The sequence below is a fragment of the Saccharothrix sp. DSM 118769 genome, from assembly GCF_052936295.1.
Window position 1 is genome coordinate 2,459,059 of the sequence record NZ_CP193627.1, and the last position, 19,935, is coordinate 2,478,993.

Below are 19,935 nucleotides of genomic sequence, written 5' to 3' on the forward strand. Positions count from 1 at the left end.
CCGCCGCCCGGTCCGGCGGGCGCGGCCGGCGGCTCACCGCGCGGTGCCGGGGTACTCCGCGTGCACGTCGCCGTCGAACAACCGCCAGTAGAAGGCGTTCACCCGCGCGGCGACGGGGGCGTGCCGGGTCAGGATCGCGGCCACGTGCGGTGGCACGTCGGCCGGGACGCCCTCGGTCGCGCAGCGGAGCACGTACTCGTTGCGGGCGGTGGGGACGCGCTCCGCCGCCACACCGCACACCGCGGTCACCAGCCAGTTGACCAGCCGCGCGGCGACGTAGTCGGTGTCGTGGTCGGCGTGGCGGCGGACGAAGTCGCGTTCGGCGGCCGACAGGTCGAAGTCGGGCGAGGTGGCCAGGCCGAAGTCGGTGAGGAAGATCCGCTCGCCGTCGGTGCGCATGTTGCCGAGGTGCGCGTCCATGTGCAGCAGCCGCCGGTCGCGCAGGAAGGCCGCGATCCGCAGCAGCTGCCGCTCGACGTCCTCGGCCCGCCCCGCCGGGTCCTCGTCCAGCAGGGCGGACACCGGGTGCGGGACGTGCTCGAAGAACAGCACGAGGCTCGCCGGCGCGGCGGCCAGCGCCTCCAGGCGGGCGCGCACGGCCGGGCTGCCGCCCAGCGCGGCGACGACCGCCCCCACGTCGGCGTGCTCGGCCGCGACGGGCGGGCGCCCCGGCAGCACCCGCCAGTGGTGCAGCAGCGGGAACGACCCCGTCGCGCCGGCGAGGACGGCGTCGGTGACCACCCGGTTCGCGGCCAGCTCGCGCCAGGCGGTGAACCCCGGGCTGACGACGCCGTACTGGCAGGACACCGGCAGGTCGAACAGGTTCGCCGTCGAACGCGGGTGGGCGAGTTCCCGCTCGGTCAGCGGGACGCGCTTGGCGAACACCGGGGTGCCGTCGACGTCGAGCACCGCCGTGCCGCCGCCGACGCCCACCTCCGTTCCCCCTTCGCGCAGGAGCGTGGCGAGGTCGGTGTCGTCCCGCGCCGCGAGCAGCGCCGAGAGCCGTCGGTGGCGGTCGTGCCTGGTGGCCGTCATCGTCCCAGCATCCCGGGGGCCGGGCGTCCTTGACCGGGTCCGCGGGCGCACCTAGGGTCGAAATGATCGCTGTTGCCGCGAAAATTTCGGGAGTCCCGTCGGTGCGCCACCCCAACCCGATCCTGCCCGGCTGCCACCCGGACCCGTCGATCTGCCGCGTCGGCGACGACTACTACCTGGTCACCTCGACCTTCGCCTACTTCCCGGGCCTGCCGGTGCACCACAGCCGCGACCTGGTGTCGTGGCGGCTCCTCGGCCACGTCCTCGACCGCCCGTCCCAGCTCCCGCTGCACGGCATCGGCCCCTCCAAGGGCCTCTACGCGCCGACCATCCGCCACCACGGCGGCGTCTTCCACGTCGTCTGCACGCTCGTCGAGGGCAACGGCCCGAGCGGCAACTTCCTGGTCACCGCCACCGACCCGGCCGGACCGTGGTCCGAACCGGTGTGGCTCGACGTGGACGGCTTCGACCCCTCGCTGTTCTTCGACGACGACGGCCGGGTGTGGCTGCACGGCTGCCGCGAGGTCGCGGCGGGTCGGCGCGGGCAGACCGAGGTGTGGCTGCGCGAGCTGCGGGACGGCGAACTCGGCCCGGAGACGGTGATCTGGGGCGGCTCCACGCCGGACGCGGTGTGGGCGGAGGGGCCGCACCTCTACAAGGTGGACGGTCACTACGTGCTGGTGTGCGCCGAGGGCGGCACCGACGTCGACCACGCCGTGGTGGCCGCCCGGTCCACGTCGATCACCGGCCCGTACGAGGGGAACCCGCGCAACCCCGTGCTGACCCACCGGGAGTTCGGCCGCGACCACCCGATCACCGGCACCGGCCACGCCGACCTCGTCACCACGCCCGCCGGCGACTGGTGGGCCGTGCTGCTCGCCATGCGCCCCTACGGCGGCTACTTCTACAACCTCGGCCGCGAGACGTTCCTCGCCCCCGTGCGCTGGGTGGACGGGTGGCCGGTCCTCGACCTCGTGGAGGAGACCGTCGAGGCGCCCGCCCTCGACCCGCACCCGTGGCCGGCCGTCCCCGCGCGCGACGACTTCGACACCGGCCCCCTCGACCCGTCCTGGTTCGTGCTGCGCACGCCCGACGAGCCGTTCTGGTCGTTCGAGCGCCCCGGCCACCTGCGGTTGGCGCTGCGGCCCGAGGCGGTGACCGACCTCGCCACGCCCAGCCTCGTGTGCCGTCCCCAGCGGCACCGCGACTTCGCGTTCGAGTGCGCCCTGGAGTTCACCCCGCGCGCCGCGCACGAGTCGGCGGGCCTGGTCGTGCTCCAGAACCACGACAACCACCTGCGGCTCACCCGGGACGGCGACGAGCTGCGGCTCGTGCGGCGGTTGAAGGGCGTCGACGAGCTGATCGCGTCGGTCCCCGTCACCGGACCGCTGCTGCGCCTGGGCTTCCACGCGCGCGGGCAGGACCACCAGGCGCGCTACGCCACCGGAGCGGACGACTGGCGCGACCTCGGCACCCCGATCGACGGCCGCCCGCTGAGCACCCCGGTGACGGGCGGCTTCACCGGCGTGCACCTGGCCCTGTACGCGACCGCCAACGGCCGCGACAGCACGGCGTTCGCCGACTTCGACTGGGTCGAGTACCGCGAGCTCACCAGGTGACGGGCAGGGCGCGCAGGCCGTAGATCGGCGCGTCGAACTTCCACTCGACGTCCTCGAACGGCACGGCCAGGCGCAGGGTGGGCAGGGTGGTGACGAGGGCGCGCAGCGCGACCCGCATCTCCAGCCGCGCCAGGAGGTGGCCGATGCACTGGTGCGCGCCGGTGCCGAACGCCAGGTGCGTTTTCGCCCGTTCCCGGCCCAGGTCGACGCGGTCCGGGTCGGGGAACGCGGCCGGGTCGCGGTTCGCCGCGAACAGCGAGGCGATCACGCCGTCGCCCGGGCCGAGCCGCCGGCCGCCGACCTCGGCGTCCGCGCGGACGGCGCGCACCACGCCCTGGTGCACCGGGCTCAGGTAGCGCAGCAGCTCCTCGACCGCGTGGTCCACCAGGTCCGGGTCGGCGACCAGCGCGTCCCACCGGGTCCGGTCGCGCAGCAGCGCGAGGACGGACAGGGCGATCGAGTTCGCGGTGGTCTCGTGCCCGCCGACGAGCAGCAGGACCGTCATGCCGACGGCCTCCTCGTCGGTCAGCGACGGGTCGGCGACGAGGCGGCTCACCAGGTCGTCGCGCGGTTCGGCGCGGCGCTCGCGGATCAGGTCGGCGAGGTAGGCGTGCAGCTCGTCGAGCGCCGCCTGCACCTGCGCGGCGTCCAGCGCCCGGTTCAGGTGCGCCCGGCTGCGGGTGGAGAAGAACTCCTGGTCCGCCACCGGAACGCCGAGCAGCAGGCAGATCACGTCCGACGGGACGGGCAGGGCGAAGCCGGTCACCAGGTCGGCCGGGCGGGGGCCCGCGCGCAGGGCGTCCAGGCGTTCGCGGGTGATGCGCCCGACGTGCGGTGAGAGGGCTTCCATGCGGTGCACGGTGAACTCGCCGGTCAGCATCCGCCGGTACCGGGTGTGCTCGGGCGGGTCGGTGACCAGGAAGCTGCCGGGCGCGGCCTTCCGGTCCACCACCGGCCGCAGCTGCGGGAACCCCGGCGTGCTCGGGTCCGACCCGAACCGCTCGTGGTCCCGCAGCACGGCGCGCACGTCGGCGTACCTCGTCACCAGGTGCGCCTGCTGGCCGTGGCGCAGCGAGACCGGGCACGCCGGGTCGCGGTCGCGCAGCTCGGCGAACGGCGCGGGCGGGTCGAAACCCGGGTGGCGCGGGAACGGGTAGTCCACGTGATCGACCTTAGTGGCCGGTTCCGGGCCGGTGCGACCGTCGCCGCGTGGTCGCCGTGTGGGTCGTCGCGTGGTCACCGGGTCGTCGGCAGCCCGGCGGCGGTGGCGGCGATCATGCGCCGGAGCGTGGGCCGGAACGGCGGGAACACCCGTGCGATCTCGGGTTCGCGGTCGTACAGCTCCCGCAGCGCCTCCGGGGGACGGGTCAGCGGGAACAGCTTCGCGACGAACGCGCCGGCGGCCATGACCAGGGAGGCGCCGTCGGTGTCGGTCAGCTGCGGGCAGGCGGCGGCGATCCGCCGGCCGACGGTGAAGTAGGTGTCGATGGCCCACAGCTTGTGGACCCGCAGGACCTCCACCGAGACGTTGTGCTCCAGCATCGTCTCGGTGTGGGTGGTGAGGTCGCAGTACAGCGGCCGGTCGGCGTACGCGTCGGCGAGCGCGGTCGCCACCCCGGTGAAGCCGCTCGCCCCGTGCAGCGCCTCGCCCGCGGCGGTCGCCCAGTCAGAGCCCTCCCGCCTGGTCAGCTCCAGGTAGATCTCCTCGCGCGTGCCGAAGTAGCGCAGGACGTTGGACTTGGCCAGCCCGACCGCCGAGGCGACGTCGCCCAGGCTGACCCGGGCCACGCCCGCGTCGCGCGCGAGCCGGTCGGCGGCGGCGAGGATCGCCTCGCGCCGCTGGGTCTTCTGCTCCGGGCGCCTGGCCCGCTGGAACGACGCTTCCATGGCGGCCGCCACCATAGCCCGACAGTTAGCGGAACACTGTTCCCTTGTTAAGGATACGGTGTTCTTATAAAGTCCCCACTCGACCGCACGGCTCCCTCCCCGCTCCGAACGGCAGGCCCATGACCACCGGCACCGACCTCGGCCAGACCATCGACTCGTTCGTGGCCGCCTTCAACGACCCCGGACCCGACCTCGACCGGGTCATGTCCTTCTTCGCCGAGGACGCCCGCTACCTGCCCGGCCACGGCCCCGAGCTGCGCGGCTCCGCGGCGATCCGGGCGGAGTTCGCGCCGCAGTTCGCCGGCCGCTACGGCGCGATGACCTTCGACGTGTACGACCGGGTGATCGACGAGACCCGCCGCCGGGCGACGATCCGGTGGGCGTGCCGGCTCGACCTGACCGGTGAGCGCGGTCGGCGCGCGCTGCCGCCGCTGCGGTGGTTCGCCCGCCTCCGCCACGGCGGTCGCGTGCAGTGGCACGGCCTGGACGTCTTCCACTTCGACGCGGACGGGCGGATCACCGGCAAGTTCACCTACGCGACCTTCCGCCTCCCGCTCTGGGAACGCGCGCGCTGACCCCGCCTGGCCGCCGACCCCGCCCGGCCACGGGGGCCACTCGATCTCAGGGGCGTCAGCGGCGCTCGGCGGTCGTCAGCAGGCGCAGGTGGGCGCGGTGCCAGGTGGGCGGTGTCGGGTCGTCGGCGAACGCGGCCAGCAGGTCGGCGGCGGTGCGCAGGCCCAGTCGCCGCAGGGCGTCGGCGGCGGCGAGGGACCGGTCGCGCAGGGTGGGCGGCAGGTGGCGCAGGCCGCGGTGGGCGGCTTCGGCGCACAGGCCCAGCGCCGAGTCCACCGCCGCCGTCAGGGGGTCGGGCGCGGGCGCGTCGCCGGGGAGCAGGGGCGTGGCGCCGGTCGCCAGGTCGGGGACGACCAGCCCGGTCGGGGTGAGCACCGCGATCGGGTCCACCACCAGGCCGCCCCGGGAGCGCCGCAGCTCGCCGCTGACGTGCGTCGCGGCCGGCAGGGCCGCGGCCAGGGCGTCGAGCGCGGCCGGGCAGTGGGCGCGGTGGGCGGCGGAGATCGTGGCAGTGGCGCCCGAACCGTCGCCGACGACGGCGTCCAGGCGTTGCGCGCCGGGGTGGTAGGCGACCCGCTCCACCTCGGCCACCCGCACCACCCGGACCAGCTCGGCGGCCACCCGGGGGCGCACCACGCGGGGCGGCAGGGCGTCCAGCTCGCGGCCGGCGGCGGCGAAGTCGCGCACCACCAGCCCGTCCGGCAGCGACTCCCAGGAGCCGCCGAGGGGCGTGATCGACGTGCTCGAAGCCCGCGCGCCCACCCGCACCACCCTGCCCGCGCCGCGGGTCGCGGACTCCGACACCACGGTCGACGCGGCCAGGTCGGCCAGCGCCGCGCCGCTGAGCCGCCGCCCGGCCAGGTCGTGACCCGTCGGGTGCTCGTCCTCGCCCACCGGCCAGCGGTGCCGCAGCACCAGGACCGTGCCGCCGTCGGCGAAGAACACCTCGGCCGTGCGGTCCTCGGCGGTGGCCCGCACCCGGCAGCCCAGCGCGGTCAGCCGGACGCGCCGCAACGGCGTCTCGGCCGCCTCCTCCGTGCCGAGCACCTGCGACCGCGGCCCGGTCGCGCGGGCACGGGCGTACAGCTCGGTGAGCAGCTCGGCCACGTGCGCCGGGTCGTGGTGCGCGCTGCGGTCCCGGTACGCCCGCAGCGCGCCCGCCAGCTCGTCCACCGCCAGCGCCGGCCAGTGCAGGCGGGCCGCCACCAGGCCCGCCCGCGCCCGCTCCAGCGCGGCCCCGAACACCGGGTCCGCGCCGGCCGCGCCGTCGAGCAGCAGCGCGTCGGCCAGGCCCCGCACCGCGTCCAGGTCGTCGGTGGGCGTGGCCGAGCCGCCCACGTCGAACCGCACCACGTCGTCGGTCAGCCCGCGCTCGTCGGCCTCGCGGAACGCCCACACCGCGAGCACCGCCCACTGGTCGCGGGTCGCCGCCGCCGCGTCCGTGTGCACGTACCCCAGCTCGCCGGGCACCAGGAACCGCACCGTGCACGACGGCAGCTCGGCCGTCGCCACCGGGTCGGCCGCCGTGGGCCGGGTCAGCCGCACGGGCAGCCCGGCGCGGTGCGCGCGGCGGGCCGCGGTCAGCACCCGCTCGCCGAGCAGGTCGCGCAGCCGGTCGTCGGTGATCGCGCCGGGCGACCACGGGGTGAACGCCGCCCCGCCGTGCTCGCGCTGGTAGGCCAGCACGACCGCGACCCGGTGCCGGCACACGCCCGCCGCGCCGCACGTGCACGTCGCCCGGTCGAGGCCGGCACCGGGTGGGAGCGCGACCACCACGCCGTCGGCGAACCGGCCCGTGACGGTGCCGCCGTCGGGCCCCAGCACCGGTCCGGCGCCCGCGTCCAGTTCCTTGGTCGCCCGCTTCACCAGGCCGCGGTTGGCCAGCGCGGCCAGCGCGTCCGGGGTCAGCGCGAGCAGGTCGGCGCGCATCAGCCCATCCTCTCCGCGACGAACTCCGCCAGCTGACCCGGCGTCATCGCGCCGACGTGCGCGCCCACGTTCGCCAGCCGCTGCGCCAGGTCCCGGTCGTAGACCGGGTTCGCGTCCTCGTCCAGCGCGGCCAGGCCCAGCACCCGGGTGCCCTGCTCCACGAGGCCGCGCACGGTCCGCACCAGGCGCTGCGCGTCGCCGCCCTCGAAGAAGTCGGTGACCACCGCGACGATCGCCCGCCGCGGGTTCTCCACCAGGCCGGCGGCGTACTCGACCGCGCGGGCGATGTCCGTGCCGCCGCCCAGCTGCACCTTCATCAGCAGCTCGACCGGGTCGGTCACGTCGGAGGTCAGGTCGACGACGTTCGTGTCGAACGCGACCAGGTGCGTCTTCAGCCCCGGCAGGCCCCACAGGCACGCCGCGGTCACCGCCGAGTGGATCACCGACCCGGCCATCGACCCGGACTGGTCCACGACCAGGACCAGCTGCCACCGGTCGACGTGCCGCCGGGTGCGCGAGGTGAACCGGGGCCGCTCGATCAGCAGCCGCCCCTCCTCCGGTTGGTAGTGGGCGAGGTTCGCGCGGACCGTGCCGCGGAAGTCGAAGTTGCGCGCCAGCCTGTGGTTGCTCGGCCGCCGCGACCGGGCGCCGGTGAACGACTGCCGCACCTCGTGGGCCAGCCTGCGCAGCAGGTCGCGCACCACCGCCTCCACGATGCGCCGCGCCATCGCCAGCACCTCGGGGTTCATCAGGTGCTTGGTCCGCAGCACCGCGCGCAGCAGCGCCGCGTTCGGCTCGATCCGCTCCAGCACGGCCGGGTCGGTCACCACCTCGGTGATGTCGTACCGCTCGACCGCGTCGCGCTCCAGCCGCTCCACGGTCTCCCGGGGGAACAGGCGGTGCACGTCGTCCAGCCAGTCGACGGTGGTGAGCACCGAGTCCCCGGTGCCGCCGGTGCGCACGCCGCGCCCGGCCAGGTCGGGGTCGCGCCCGTAGAGCCACTCCAGCGCCGCGTCCCGCCGCGCGGCGTCGCCGGACAGCTCGCCGGTCGACCGCGTCGCGGCCCCGCCGAGGATCAACCGCCACCGCTCCAGGTCGCTCACGCCAACCCCTCCCGCCCGAGCACCGCGTCCACCTTCGCCTCCAGCGCGCGGGCCTCGGCGACCAGCAGCGGGTCGACCTGCGCGCGCACCAGCGCCCGCGCCGACCCCGCTCCGCCGCGCCGGGCCGGCAGCACCTCGGCGATCGACTCCCGCTCGGCCGGCGGGAAGTGCGCGAACGCCTGGCGCAGCGCCGGGAGCGCGACCAGGAAGTCCTCTTCGGGCAGTTCGCCGACCACCTCGTCCAGCGCGCCGACCACGGCCTCGTCGCCGACCACCTCCTCGCGCGCGACGGCGAACAGGCCCGCGAGCCAGTCGCCCAGCGTCGAGGGCGCCGCCACGCCGCGCACCACCTCCACGTGACCGGGCGGCGCGCCGCCCAGCGACCAGGCGAAGCCGAACGCCGCACCGCGCAGGTCCGGCGGCGCGCCGGCGGTCGCGGCCACCCGCCGCATCACCGCCACCGCCCGCGCCCGGTCCACCTCCAGCGCGCCGGCCGCGTGCACCAGGGCGTCGCGCGCCCCCACCAGCGCCCGCAGCCTGGCCGGGTCGGCGGGGGCCGGGCCGCCGCGCAGGCCCTCCGCCAGCCACAGCACCCGGCCGACCGCCGCGTCCAGGACGCCGCCCAGCACGGGGCTGCCGGCCGTGCCCAGCAGCCGGTCGTGCCGCCACAGGCCCAGCACGTCGGTCAGCACCACGCCCAACGGCCCCAGGTCGGCGGCCCCGGCCACCTCGCGGGTCAGGGTGTCGGTCACCGCCTCGGCGAGGGTGCCCACACCGCACAGGGCCGCGTCGAACAGCACCCCGGCCAGCGCGGCGACGCCCGCGTGCGGCACCCGGCCGTGCAGCGCGGCGGCCGCGGCCTCCGCGAGCGTCGCGCCGTGCGCGGCGGCCTCGACCAGGGCGGACACCCGGGTGTCGACCGGCGCGAGGTACCAGCGCTCCGCGGCCACCGGGTCGGCGCCGCCGGACGGGCCGGACCGGCGGTGGAAACCGGGGACGCCGAGCACCCGCAGCCGGTGCAGGGTGCGGCTGCGGTCCAGGTCGCGCGGGTCGGCGAGGTCCAGGTCGACCCGGCCCGCCCCGTCCAGGCCGAGCCGGGTCAGCTCCGCCGCCACGTCGCCCACCAGCGGCGGGGCCGGGGTCGCCGGGTGCAGGCGGCCGACCCGGTCGCCGCTCAGCGCGGCCACCACCTCCACCACCGCCGGGTGGGTGCCCACCGCCAGCGGCCCGCGCACCGACCACGGCGGCGGCTGCGCCAGGTCCTCCGAGACCAGCGCGCTCACCAGGCCGTCCAGCACGTCCACCCGCGAGGGGTGCTCGTGGCCGCGCAACCGGGCCAGGCCCTCGGCCTGCGCGCGGGCCGCGATCAGGTCGGCCGTCGACACCGGCTGCCGCCGTGCCCGCAGCCGGGCCACCACCGACTCGACCAGCGCCGTCGCCGCGCCCGCCGCGCCGTCGGTCCACAGCCGGTGGTAGTACTCCGGCGACGGCATCCCCGACTGGTAGCCGGTGAACGCGTCCAGCCGCCGGTGCGAGTACGGCACCAGGTAGCTCGCCCCGCGCGCACCCGGCGGGGGAGCGGGCACCCCGGGCCACGCGGTGCCGCCCGAAGCCGCCAGCGCGCGCAGCGCCGGCGTGTGGAACCCGCCGGTCACCACGACCACCGGCCGGTCGCCGGCGTCCGCCACCGCCGCGCGCACCCAGGCCGCCATGTGCTCCTCGCGCTCCGCGTCGTCGTGCTCCGCCCCCGCGTCGCCGCGCACCAGGTCGAAGTAGGCCGTCAGCCGCTCCGCGAGCCCCTCGGGGTCGGCGACCTCGACCAGGTGGTCCCACAGCGCGTCCACGTTGTCCACGGCGAACTCCCGGCACAGCCGGTCGACGACCTCCGCGTACCGCAGCTCGGCGTCGGCGTACCGGTTGCCCCGCCCCGCGAACGCCGGGTGCCACGCCGGCAGGTCGATGAACGACACCCGCGCGCCCACCTCCCGGCCCGTGGTCAGCGCCAGCCACTCCGGCGAGTAGTCGCAGAACGGTGTCCACGACGCGTGCGACCGGTCGCCGTCGGCGAGGTAGGTGAAGATCGCGATCGGCAGCTCGTGGCCGAGCAGCAGCTCGTCGAGCCGGTCGTTCACGTCCGCCGGGCCCTCGACGAGCACGTGCGCGGGCCGCAGCTCCCGGATCGTCGACGCCACCAGCCGCGCGCACGCCGGGCTGTGGTGCCGGACGCCGACGAAGACCGCGCCCATCAGCCCGGCAGCAGGTGACGGGCCCGGTGCAGGGCCTGCCACTGCTCACCCGTGCGGCGCGGCACCTGCTGCTCCAGGTAGCGGCGCAGCCGGGCCAGGTCGTCCGCGTTGTCCTTGGCCGCGGTCCCGGCCAGGCACTCCACCACGTCGGCGGGCGTTCCGGCCTCGCCGCGCAGGTACCAGCCGCGCAGGCCGACCGCGTGCGCCACCGACACCGCCTCGGCCGTGCTCATCACCGTGGACAGCCGGTCCGCCTGCTGTCCCGCGCCGCGCAGGTCGCGGAACGTGCGCACCAGCACCTCCAGCACGTCGCGGCGCGGCGGCACGCCGACCCCGGAGCGCTCCAGCAGCCTCGTCGCCTCCTGCTCGACCAGCTCCAGCTCGGTGCGGAAGTCGGCGATCGGGAACACCGTCTCGAAGTTGAACCGCCGCTTGAGCGCGGCGCTCATCTCGTTGACGCCCCGGTCCCTGGTGTTGGCGGTGGCGATCACGGTGAACCCGTCGCGGGCGAACACCATGCCGTCCGGGCCGGGCAGCTCGGGGACGGCGACGACCCGCTCGGACAGCAGCGACAGCAGGCTGTCCTGCACCTCCAGCGGGCAGCGGGTGATCTCCTCGAACCGCACCACCTTGCCCTCGGCCATGCCGCGCAGCATCGGCGCGGGCACCAGGGACCGCGTCGACGGCCCCTCGGACACCAGCAGCGCGTAGTTCCACGAGTACTTGACCTGGTCCTCGGTGGTCGCCGCGCCGCCCTGGATGGTCAGCGTCGACTCGCCGCTCACCGCCGCCGCGATCAGCTCCGACAGCAGCGACTTCGCCGTGCCCGGCTCGCCGACCAGCATCAGGCCCCGGCTGGTGGCCAGCGTGACCAGCGACCGGTCGATCAGCGACGGGTCGCCGACGAACTTCCGGCTGATGCCGGCGCGCTCGTCGCCGACGACGAACCGCCGCGCCGCGGCCATGCTCAGCGCCCACCCGGGCGGGCGCGGGGCCGCGTCGTCCTCGCGCAGCCGGGCCAACTCGTCGGCGAACCGCACCTCGGCGGGCGGGCGCTGGAGCTGTGGGTCGGTCATGGTCGTCTCCCGGTGGTGCGTCAGCTCGTCAGGGCGGTGAACTCGGCCAGCACCTCGGACGCCGTCACCGGGTCCAGCTCGCCGAACGTCCGGCCGCCGCGCGGGCGCCAGTCGGGGCCGGCCGCGTCGGCCACCCAGATGTCGGTGAGCTGCTGCTCCGGGAACTCGTGCGGGATGCCGACCGCGATGCCGGGGTCCAGGTTCACCACGACCGCGCCGCCGTCGGCGAGCGGGCGGGTGATCCAGCACTCGACGCCGGCGTCCTGCGGCTGCCCGCGCTCCCACCCGCGCTTGGTCAGGCCCAGCAGGCGGCCCACCGGCACGACGGACCCCTCGAAGCGCTCCAGCCTGCTCGCGCGCAGCTCGGCCCCGGTCAGCGCGTGCACCGGGCGGCCCAGCTGCGGGAACGGCTGGAGGATCTCGTAGTCGGCGAACACCTCCGCCCACGCGGCCGTCCCGTCGCCCAGGTGCAGCGGGTGCGCCACGCCGACCCGCGCGTCGTCGGGCAGCTCGAACACGTCGTCGGAGACGTCGGCGAAGCTGCGGTCCTCGGCCACCCGGAACGCCGCGCCGCCGTCGGTCACCCACACCAGCCGCCGCACGACGTGCCACAGCAGCGGGTGGCCCACGAGCAGGGTGCGGAACTCCTCGGCGCTCCACCGGCGGCCCACCGCCATCGCCAGCTCCAGCCGGGCGATCTGGTCGGCGGCGATCCCGCGCACGTCCTTCTTCAGCGCGCCGAACCGCCGGTGCTCGGCGGCGGCCCGCTCCGGGTCGTCCTTCGCGCCCGGCTTGGGCAGGTCCTTGCGCCGCTTGCCGCCCTCGTCCAGCACGTACGGCTTGAGCTGCTCGTCGAACCCGACGGTGAACCGGCGCGGCCCGTAGTCGACGACCAGGGTCGCCGCGTCGTCCAGGCCGAAGTCCGGCACGAGCCGGTCGGCCAGCTGATCGGCGGTCAGGTCGAGCGCGGCGGCCACGGCCGCGATCTTCTCCTGCGCCCGCTGCTTGAGGCCCTTGAACTTCGCCTTCTGCGCGATGCCGTTCAACGACACCAGCGCCAGGTCGGTGCCGATCGCGGCCAGCACGTCGAGGCCCGCCACCGCCCGCTGGTGCTGCGCCTCGCCCGGCCACGCCCGGATCAGCGGCGTCAGCAGGCGCACGGTGTCGTCGTCGCCGAGCAGGCCCTGGGCGTTCATCACCCACGAGTCCTTCGACGGCGCCCCGGCGGACTGCCACAGCCGGAACAGCTCGCGGCCGAACGAGGCCAGCGACGCCGGCTCGCACAGCTCGCGCACCACCTCCACACCGGGGTACGGGGCGTCCGGTGTGGACAGCGCCAGCATGGTCAGCACGTGCCTCGCGGACTCCGCGGGCAGCGCCCGGCGGGTACCGCGCACCACCACCTGCGGCAGCAGCGCCGGGTCCGCCCAGTCGCCGACCACCGGCATCTTCGCGGGCAGCGCGGTCGTCGGGTCCAGCTCCAGCACCCGCTCGACCGCCCGCTCCACCTCGGGCCCGTGCTCGCGGGCCGCCTCCCGGGCGTGGTCGGGCACGAGCCGCAGCACGGCCTCGGCGGCCCGCCGGACCGGACCCGCCGGGCCCACCGCGGCGGGCAGCAGGAACCGGGCGGCGTGCCCGGGGTGCCGCCGCACCCACGCCACCGCGCCCGCCCGAGCGGACTTCAGCCGGGACGCCCAGTCCGCGACCCGCTCGGCCACCTCGGGCGAGACGAGCGGTCCGATCAGGGGACCCGCGGTCGCCGGGTGGTGGGAGGCGAGGTGCAGCGCGGGGTCGATGGCCTCGGCCCCGAAGCGCAGCACCAGCGCCCGGGCGACCCGGTCGTCCTGCCAGGACTCCGGCGGGCGCCACGAGGACACCAGCGGCGCGACCAGGTCCTCCGGCGCCTTCAGGAAGAACCCGGTCTGCAGGTGCCAGCGCAGCCTGCCGCCCGCGAACTCCCGCGCCGCCGCCGACCAGCCGCCCTGGGGCTCCCGGAGGTCGGCGGGCGCGGCGAGGGCGGACCACGTCCCCCGCTCGCCCGGCGCCCACTCGACGGCGCGGTACCGCGGCGCGGTGAGCCCGGTGACCACGACCGGCTCCACCGGCGTGCGCTTGACCGTCCACGGTGGACGGACGAGCAGCTCGGGCAGGCCGTCGACCGCGTCGTCGAGCCGGGCGGCCGAGGCGGCGCGCAGCTCCTCCACGACGGCGCGGGCGGCGGGCGGCAGTTCGACCCGCCCGGGCAGGTCGGGGTGGCGCTGGAGGTGGGCCTTGAGCAGCAGGCGGGCGGCCGGCCCGGGTGCCGCGGCGAGCAACCGCAGGGCGCGCACCGGGAAGCGCCGCGCCATCTCCTGCACGGCGGGCTGCACGCCCTTCGCCGACAACCGGGCCAGCAGCAGCCCGAACGCCTCGTCCGCGGGCAGCCGCACCAGCGCGTTCAGCAGCAGCTTGCGCTGGTCGGACGACGAGGCGCGGTCGAGCAGGGAGGCCAGCGCGGGCGCGGCGGCGGGACCGACGCCGTCGAGCACCGTGTGCAGCGTCGAGGACTTGGCGAAGTGCCAGGGCGCCCAGTCCCGCGCCACGACGTGCCCCAGCTGCTCGGCGGTGCCGACCGCGTGCACCAGGCGCGTCCAGTCGTCCGAGTGGCCGCGGGTGAGGACGTGCCGGCAGACGTCCTCGACCCAGTCGCGCCGGTGCGGCACGAGGTAGGCGACGGCGAAGCGGCCCACCGGGTCGGCCAGGTAGCCCTCCAGCGCCTGCTCCACGTCCTCGACCCGCTCGGCCGCGGCGATCAGCTCGCGCACCCGCGCGCCGACCGCACCGCCGGGCAGGAGGTCGTGGTACCTGCCGTGCGGCAGCTCGAACTGGAGCGCGCGGGGCGTCTCCCGACCGCCCACGCTCAACCAGTGCAGCTTCACCCGGCTCAGCTCGACCGCGGCGCGCGCCGCGAAGGGCAGGCCGTGCTCGACCACCCACGCGTCGGCGAGCGCCCCGACGACGGGCTTGAGCGGGATGCCCTCGGAGATCAGCAGCCGGGCGAGCACGCCCGCGCCCAGCGGTGTCGCCTCGCCGGCCAGGTGGGCGAGCGCGGCGTCGGCCGGTTCCCGCTCGCTGTCGCGGTTCTCCAGCGCCGCCCGCGACTTGGGCGGCAGCGCGGCCAGCGCGGCGCGCACGGTGGACACCGCCCCGGGGGCCGGGACCGCCGGCCGCCGCACCAGGCCGTCGCGCCGGGGGTGCACGCCCGACCACCACGACGACGGCGGGACGAAGGTGTCCTCGTCCGGCAGTTCGCCGCCGCCGCCGCCGTTGTCGCCGCCGCCGCCGCTGCTTTCGCTGCCGTCGCCGGACGGCCCGTCGGCGGTGATCGCGCGGTAGCCCTTCTTCTCCTTCTCCCGCACCGACTTCGCGACGTGCGCCTCGGCGGCCTCCTCGGAGCCGAAGGACTTCTCCTTCACCTGGCCCCCGGTCCCCAACCGCCCGTACCGGACGGTCACCGCCGCCCCCTCGCGGCCGACCTCCCAGAACTTGGCCGAGCCCGCCTCGACGAGTTCCCACCTGCGCACGTCACACCCCCTGCTTGATCGAGTCGTGGTGGACACTACGACGGGGGTACGACAATCCCCGTTCCACACCGGGCAGGATGATGTCGTGGACGACACCACGGCGGCGGTGTGGACGGCCCTCGGCGGCGACCCGGGGCGGGACCGGGTGACCTACCTCGGGGCGGGTGACGTGCTGCCCGCGCGACTGCCGGTGCGGGACCTGGCCCGCGCCTCGGTGGGCGCCTGCTCCCTGGCGGCGGCCCGGTTGAAGGCGCTGCGCGACGACGCGCCCGTGCCGCCGGTGGTGGTGGACGAGGGCGCGGTGGCGACGGCGTTCACCAGCGAGCGGCACCTGCGGGTCGACGGGCGGGTCGGCGCGTCGTTCGCGCCCCTGTCGGGGTTCTGGCGCACCGCCGACGGCTGGGTGCGCACGCACGCCAACTACCCGCACCACCGCGACCGGCTGCTGCGCGCCCTGGGCGTGCCGGCCGACCGCGACGCGCTGGCCCGGGAACTGGCCGGGCGCGCGGCGGCGGAGGTCCAGGAGCGGGTGCACGCGGCCGGCGGGCTGGCCGTCGCGGTGCGCGCCGACCCCGACCCGGCCCGGCTCCCGCTCGTCGAGGTCCGCCGCACGACCGCCGACCGCCGCGCCCTGCCGCCCGCCGACCTGCCCGCGACCGGCGTGCGCGTCCTCGACCTGACCAGGGTCATCGCGGGCCCGGTGGCCACCCGCGTGCTCGCGTTCCTGGGCGCGGACGTGCTGCGGGTGGACAGCCCGGGGCTGCCCGAGGACGAGGACGTGCACGCGGACACCGGGCCGGGCAAGCGCTCGACCCTCCTGGACCTCGACGACCCGCGCGACCGGCGGTCGTTCGACGACCTCCTGGACCGGGCGGACGTCGTGGTCACCGGCTACCGCCCCGGCGCCCTGGACCGGCACGGCCTGGCGCCCGGCGCGCTGCTCGCCCGGCGGCCGGACCTGGTCGTCGCCCAGCTGTCGGCCTGGGGGTACGAGGGGGAGTGGGGGCGGCGGCGCGGGTTCGACAGCCTCGTGCAGGCCGCCACCGGCATCGCCGCCGTCGAGGGCCGGGACGGCGTGCCGGGCGTGCTGCCCGCGCAGGCGCTGGACCACGGCACGGGCTACCTGCTGGCCGCCGCCGTGCTGCGGGGCCTGGCCGAACCCGGCGGGCGGCACGTGCGGCTGTCGCTGGCGGGCACGGCGTCCTGGCTGCTGCACGGGGTCCGCGCGACGCCGGCGCCCGCGGGTGCCCACGACCCGGAGCGGTGGCTGACCACCACCCCGTCGCCGTACGGCCCGCTGCGGCACGCCGTGTGCCCGGTGAGCTACGACGGCGCGCCGGTCGCCTGGGGGCGCGGTCCGACGCGGTGGGGTTCCGACGCCCCGGTGTGGGTGGCGGAGGGGTGATCGACGGGGGCGGGCCGCCGCGCCCGGCGCCCGCCGGCTCCGGTGTGGACGCGCCGGTCGGGCGCCCAGCGGACGACGTGTTGATCAGTGCGGTCCCCTCCCGCGTGGTGAGCGGACAAACCCCTACTGGAAGTGTTACGACTGAGACACACGTTCGAGGGGACACCTGATCGGGTACCCCCGGCGCTGACGTGCGCGCGACGTTGGGAGCACCGGTGGAGGACCGCACGATCGCAGGTCGGTACAAGCTGACCGAGCGGATCGGCTCGGGTGGGATGGGCGTGGTGTGGCGGGCGGAGGACGTCCGGCTGCGCCGCGTCGTGGCGGTCAAGGAACTGCTGGCCCGCACCGGTTTCGACCAGGAGTCGGTGGACCGCGCCGTGCGCGAGGGCCGGATCGCGGCCCGCCTCCAGCACGCCAACGTGATCGCGCTCTACGACGTCGTCGAGCACGACGGCCACCCGTGGCTGGTCATGGAGTACCTGCCGTCGCGCAGCCTGGCCACCGTGATGTCCGAGCGCGGCAGGCTCCCGGCCGAGGAGGTGGCGCGGATCGGCGGGCAGCTCGCGTCCGGCCTGGCGGCCGCGCACGCCGCCGGCGTCGTGCACCGGGACGTCAAGCCCGGCAACGTGCTGGTCACCGAGTTCGGCACGGTCAAGGTCACCGACTTCGGCACCTCGCGCGCGGCGGACGAGGTGACCGTGACGGCGTCCGGGATGCTCGTCGGCACGCCCGCCTACCTGTCGCCGGAGGTGGCCCGCGGCGGCAAGGGCGAGTTCCCCGCCGACGTGTTCGCGCTCGGCGCGACCCTGTACGCCGCGGTGGAGGGCGAACCGCCGTTCGGCCTGGACGGCAACACCATCGCCCTGCTGCACCGGGTCGCCGACGGCCGGTTCGCCCCGCCGTCGAACGCCGGCCCGCTGGCCCCCGTGCTGATGCGCCTGCTCGACTCGGACCCGGCGACCCGGCCGACCATGGACGAGGCCGTGCGGATGCTCCAGGAGGTGCGGTTCGACGGCGAGCCGACCCCGGCGCCGACGAAGAAGGCCCCGGCGGCGACCGCGATCATGACGAGCCTGCCGGACCCGGAACCGACGCCGCCCGAGCCCGCCGCCCAGCCCCCGGCCCCGGCCGCCGCCCCGGTCGCCACCACCGCGAAACCGGTTTCGCAGGCCGCCCCGCCGATCCGCCCCCAGTCGCCGCCGCCCCCGCCCCCGCGGCAGGCCCGGCCCGAGCCCCGCGACGAGGACAAGGCCGGCAACCGCAAGGCCCTGCTCGGGCTCGCCGCCGTGGTGCTGGTCGTGGCCCTGGCCGGGCTGCTCGTCTGGCTGTTCAACCGGAACGGCGAGGAGTCGCCGGGCGCGCAGCCGGACCCCGCCGCCTCCTCCACCGCGCCGGCCGGGGAGCCGCCCGCGCAGCAGCCCCAGGGCACCACCGGCGACCAGCGGGAACCCACGGCGACCACCACCACGACCACGACCGAGGCCGAGGCGACGACCACCACGTCCGACGCGCCGCCGCCCACCCCCGCCAGCCCCGACCAGGCGATCAGCGACTACTACGGCCAGCTCCCGGGCAACCTCCAGGGCCTCTTCGCCCGCTTGACCGACAACTTCAAGGCCAGCCGGGGCCTGTCCTACGCCTCCTACGAGGACTTCTGGAACGACTTCACCGAGGTCGAGGCGAGCAACGTGCAGGCGACCGGCCCGAACACGGTGTCCGCGACCATCACCTACACCCGGCCCGGCGGCGGTCAGGAGCAGGAGAACCACGTCTACACGCTGGTGCAGGTCGACGGCCAGTGGATGATCGACAGCCAGGGGTGAGCGCGGCCCGCCAAGGCCCGGCCACCCCCTGACGCCCGCCTCCTAGGAGGTGGGCAGCAGCGCCCGCCACGCGTCGAGCACCAGCACCGGGCGCATGCCGACCGGACCCGTACAGGCCGAGCGCGGGCGTCGGGTTGGCCGAGTCCACGTGCAGGAGCGTGCCCGCCCGACCGGCCGCCGCGTCGCGGTGGAACGCGTGCCGCAGCAGGTACCGGCCCACGCCGCGCCCCCGTGCGGGCCCTGGCACGCCCAGGTGGCCCACGTACCCGCAGCCCTGGTCGAGGAACTGGTCCGTGCACTCCGGGAACCCGACCGGCTCGGCGAGCCACAGGTCGTCCCAGGAGAAGATCGACTTCCGCGCCGGCCCGGTCCGCCACTCGTCGCAGGGCTTCGGCTCGAACCCGGACTGCCCGGCGAACGAGGCGTTCCACACCGCGTGCACGGCCCGCCGCGCGTCCACGTGCCCGCCGCCGCGGGCGTCGGCGATGCCGTAGCCGACGAGCGCCCCGCCCGCGTCGAACACCACCCGCGCGTCCCGCCCGGGCACGAAACCGGGTTCGGCCAGCTCGTCGCGGACGTCGTCGAGCGAGCTGTCGGCGAACCCGACGACGGCCCGCGTGTACGCCTGGACCAGCGCGAACAGCGCCTCGGCGTCGTCGACCGAGGGCGGTCGGGCGGTGTGCCCGGTGATCACCACCCGATCATCCCTCGGGCCACCGCCAGCCCACGCAGAAGGTGCCGGGGCCGAAGCCGAGCGCCACGGCGTGCGTGTAGCCGTCCGGCGTGACCGGCATCCGCCGGTGGTGGTCGGGGTCGGGGTGGTCGGGGGTCGTCGTGTAGTGGTGGCACGACACGGGCAGCTCGGCCCGGTCGAACCGCACCTCCACCACGTAGTCGTGGATCGGCGCGCGGAACTTGCGGCAGTACGTGTCGTCGCCGCGCGGGTACGGCGGGCCGGCCATCTCCGTGGCGTGCTCGACCACGATCGTCTCGCCGCGCGCCAGCGGTCCGTCGAACAGCAGCTCCGCCGCGACCACCCCGGTCCGCTCGTCGCGCGCGACCTTGCCCAGCCGGCACGACCGCAGCGGCACGATCGTCGGCGCCGGGCCGTTCTGGGTCGTGTCCTGCACGGTCAGCCAGCGGTCCACGCCGTCGCGGTTGGCGCGCAGCACCTGGCGGGTGCGCACGGTGCGCAGCCCCCGGTCCGCCGCGACCTCCACCTGCACGTGCAGCGAGATGCGGGTCAGCGCCTCGTCGGTGTCGGTGTCGACGCGCGAGAGCAGCGGCCCCAGCCGGGCCCTCTCCGGCCACATCTCCTCCAGCGACGGGCCGTGGAACGGCCGCTTGGTCCGCCCGCGCGCCCGGGGCGCGCCGAGCAGCGCGGTCAGCGACCCCGGCGGCACGTCCAGCACCTCCTCCAGGTGCCGCACCGCCACCAGCGAGCCGCTGCGCTCCGGCCTGCGGCGACCCGACTGCCAGTAGCTCAGCGCGGCCACGCTGATCGTGGTGCCGCGGTGCCTCAGCCGCTCCTGGATGCGGTCCAGGCCCAGGCCGCGGGCGGTGATCGCGGCGCGCAGCGCGGACGCGAACGGGTCTTCCGACAGGACGCCGTCCCGGGGGGTGTTCATCGGACCTCCTCCGTCAGCGGACCACCGGCTGACGTTACGCGGTGG

The 19,935-nt window shown here is 76.3% G+C and carries 14 protein-coding genes; 4 read left to right on the top strand and 10 right to left on the bottom strand.

What is annotated here, in order from left to right:
* Positions 1-33: 33 nt before the first annotated feature.
* Positions 34-1,035, bottom strand: coding sequence for a serine/threonine protein phosphatase (locus tag ACRAKJ_RS11480; protein WP_438920038.1), 1,002 nt, complete (start codon positions 1,033-1,035; stop codon positions 34-36).
* 101 nt (positions 1,036-1,136) lie between these two features.
* Between ACRAKJ_RS11480 and ACRAKJ_RS11485 the strand changes: the two genes are divergently transcribed.
* Positions 1,137-2,654: a family 43 glycosylhydrolase gene (locus ACRAKJ_RS11485; RefSeq protein WP_438920039.1), complete on the top strand. Its 1,518-nt coding sequence runs from the start codon at positions 1,137-1,139 to the stop codon at positions 2,652-2,654.
* Here the strand turns inward: ACRAKJ_RS11485 and ACRAKJ_RS11490 are convergent.
* Both ACRAKJ_RS11490 and ACRAKJ_RS11495 read right to left on the bottom strand, forming a co-directional pair.
* Positions 2,644-3,816 carry a cytochrome P450 gene (locus ACRAKJ_RS11490; protein WP_438920040.1) on the bottom strand — a complete coding sequence of 391 codons (1,173 nt, stop codon included), beginning with the start codon at positions 3,814-3,816 and terminating at the stop codon, positions 2,644-2,646. The two genes, ACRAKJ_RS11485 and ACRAKJ_RS11490, sit on opposite strands and share 11 nt — an antisense overlap.
* Positions 3,817-3,890: 74 nt before the next feature.
* Positions 3,891-4,541, bottom strand: coding sequence for a TetR family transcriptional regulator (locus ACRAKJ_RS11495; RefSeq protein ID WP_438920041.1), 651 nt, complete (start codon positions 4,539-4,541; stop codon positions 3,891-3,893).
* A 119-nt stretch (positions 4,542-4,660) separates the two neighbouring features.
* Between ACRAKJ_RS11495 and ACRAKJ_RS11500 the strand changes: the two genes are divergently transcribed.
* Complete coding sequence (locus ACRAKJ_RS11500) at positions 4,661-5,116, top strand: YybH family protein (RefSeq protein ID WP_438920042.1); 456 nt, start codon at positions 4,661-4,663, stop codon at positions 5,114-5,116.
* A 55-nt stretch (positions 5,117-5,171) separates the two neighbouring features.
* On the opposite strand, the gene ACRAKJ_RS11505 is transcribed toward ACRAKJ_RS11500, so the two are convergent.
* The 5 genes from ACRAKJ_RS11505 to ACRAKJ_RS11525 are packed head-to-tail and all read right to left on the bottom strand — an operon-like array spanning position 5,172 to position 15,031.
* Positions 5,172-7,043 carry an SWIM zinc finger family protein gene (locus tag ACRAKJ_RS11505; RefSeq protein WP_438920043.1) on the bottom strand — a complete coding sequence of 624 codons (1,872 nt, stop codon included), beginning with the start codon at positions 7,041-7,043 and terminating at the stop codon, positions 5,172-5,174.
* Positions 7,043-8,146 (bottom strand): VWA domain-containing protein, encoded by a 1,104-nt coding sequence (locus ACRAKJ_RS11510; RefSeq protein ID WP_438920044.1) that lies wholly within the window; start codon positions 8,144-8,146, stop codon positions 7,043-7,045. The genes ACRAKJ_RS11505 and ACRAKJ_RS11510 overlap by 1 nt, the downstream gene beginning before the upstream one ends.
* The gene (locus tag ACRAKJ_RS11515) at positions 8,143-10,392 is read right to left on the bottom strand and encodes a DUF5682 family protein (RefSeq protein WP_438920045.1); all 2,250 of its coding nucleotides are present in this window, start codon (positions 10,390-10,392) and stop codon (positions 8,143-8,145) included. Before ACRAKJ_RS11515 ends, ACRAKJ_RS11510 begins: the two co-directional genes overlap by 4 nt.
* Positions 10,392-11,468 carry an AAA family ATPase gene (locus ACRAKJ_RS11520; protein WP_438920046.1) on the bottom strand — a complete coding sequence of 359 codons (1,077 nt, stop codon included), beginning with the start codon at positions 11,466-11,468 and terminating at the stop codon, positions 10,392-10,394. The genes ACRAKJ_RS11515 and ACRAKJ_RS11520 overlap by 1 nt, the downstream gene beginning before the upstream one ends.
* Positions 11,469-11,488: 20 nt before the next feature.
* A complete protein-coding gene (locus ACRAKJ_RS11525) occupies positions 11,489-15,031 on the bottom strand; it encodes a DUF4132 domain-containing protein (protein ID WP_438920047.1) in 3,543 nt (1,180 codons plus the stop codon).
* Positions 15,032-15,116: 85 nt separating this feature from the next.
* On the opposite strand from ACRAKJ_RS11525, the gene ACRAKJ_RS11530 reads away from it, so the two are divergent.
* The gene (locus tag ACRAKJ_RS11530; RefSeq protein ID WP_438920048.1) at positions 15,117-16,436 is read left to right on the top strand and encodes a CoA transferase; all 1,320 of its coding nucleotides are present in this window, start codon (positions 15,117-15,119) and stop codon (positions 16,434-16,436) included.
* Positions 16,437-16,651: 215 nt separating this feature from the next.
* Positions 16,652-18,262, top strand: a complete 1,611-nt coding sequence (locus ACRAKJ_RS11535) for a protein kinase domain-containing protein (RefSeq protein ID WP_438920049.1) — start codon at positions 16,652-16,654, stop codon at positions 18,260-18,262.
* Here the strand turns inward: ACRAKJ_RS11535 and ACRAKJ_RS11540 are convergent.
* Together ACRAKJ_RS11540 and ACRAKJ_RS11545 are read right to left on the bottom strand one after the other, a co-directional pair.
* Complete coding sequence (locus ACRAKJ_RS11540; RefSeq protein WP_438920050.1) at positions 18,165-18,956, bottom strand: GNAT family N-acetyltransferase; 792 nt, start codon at positions 18,954-18,956, stop codon at positions 18,165-18,167. The genes ACRAKJ_RS11535 and ACRAKJ_RS11540 overlap by 98 nt on opposite strands.
* Positions 18,957-18,963: 7 nt before the next feature.
* On the bottom strand, positions 18,964-19,890 hold the full coding sequence (locus tag ACRAKJ_RS11545; protein WP_438920051.1) for a helix-turn-helix domain-containing protein: 927 nt from the start codon (positions 19,888-19,890) through the stop codon (positions 18,964-18,966).
* Positions 19,891-19,935 lie beyond the last annotated feature (45 nt).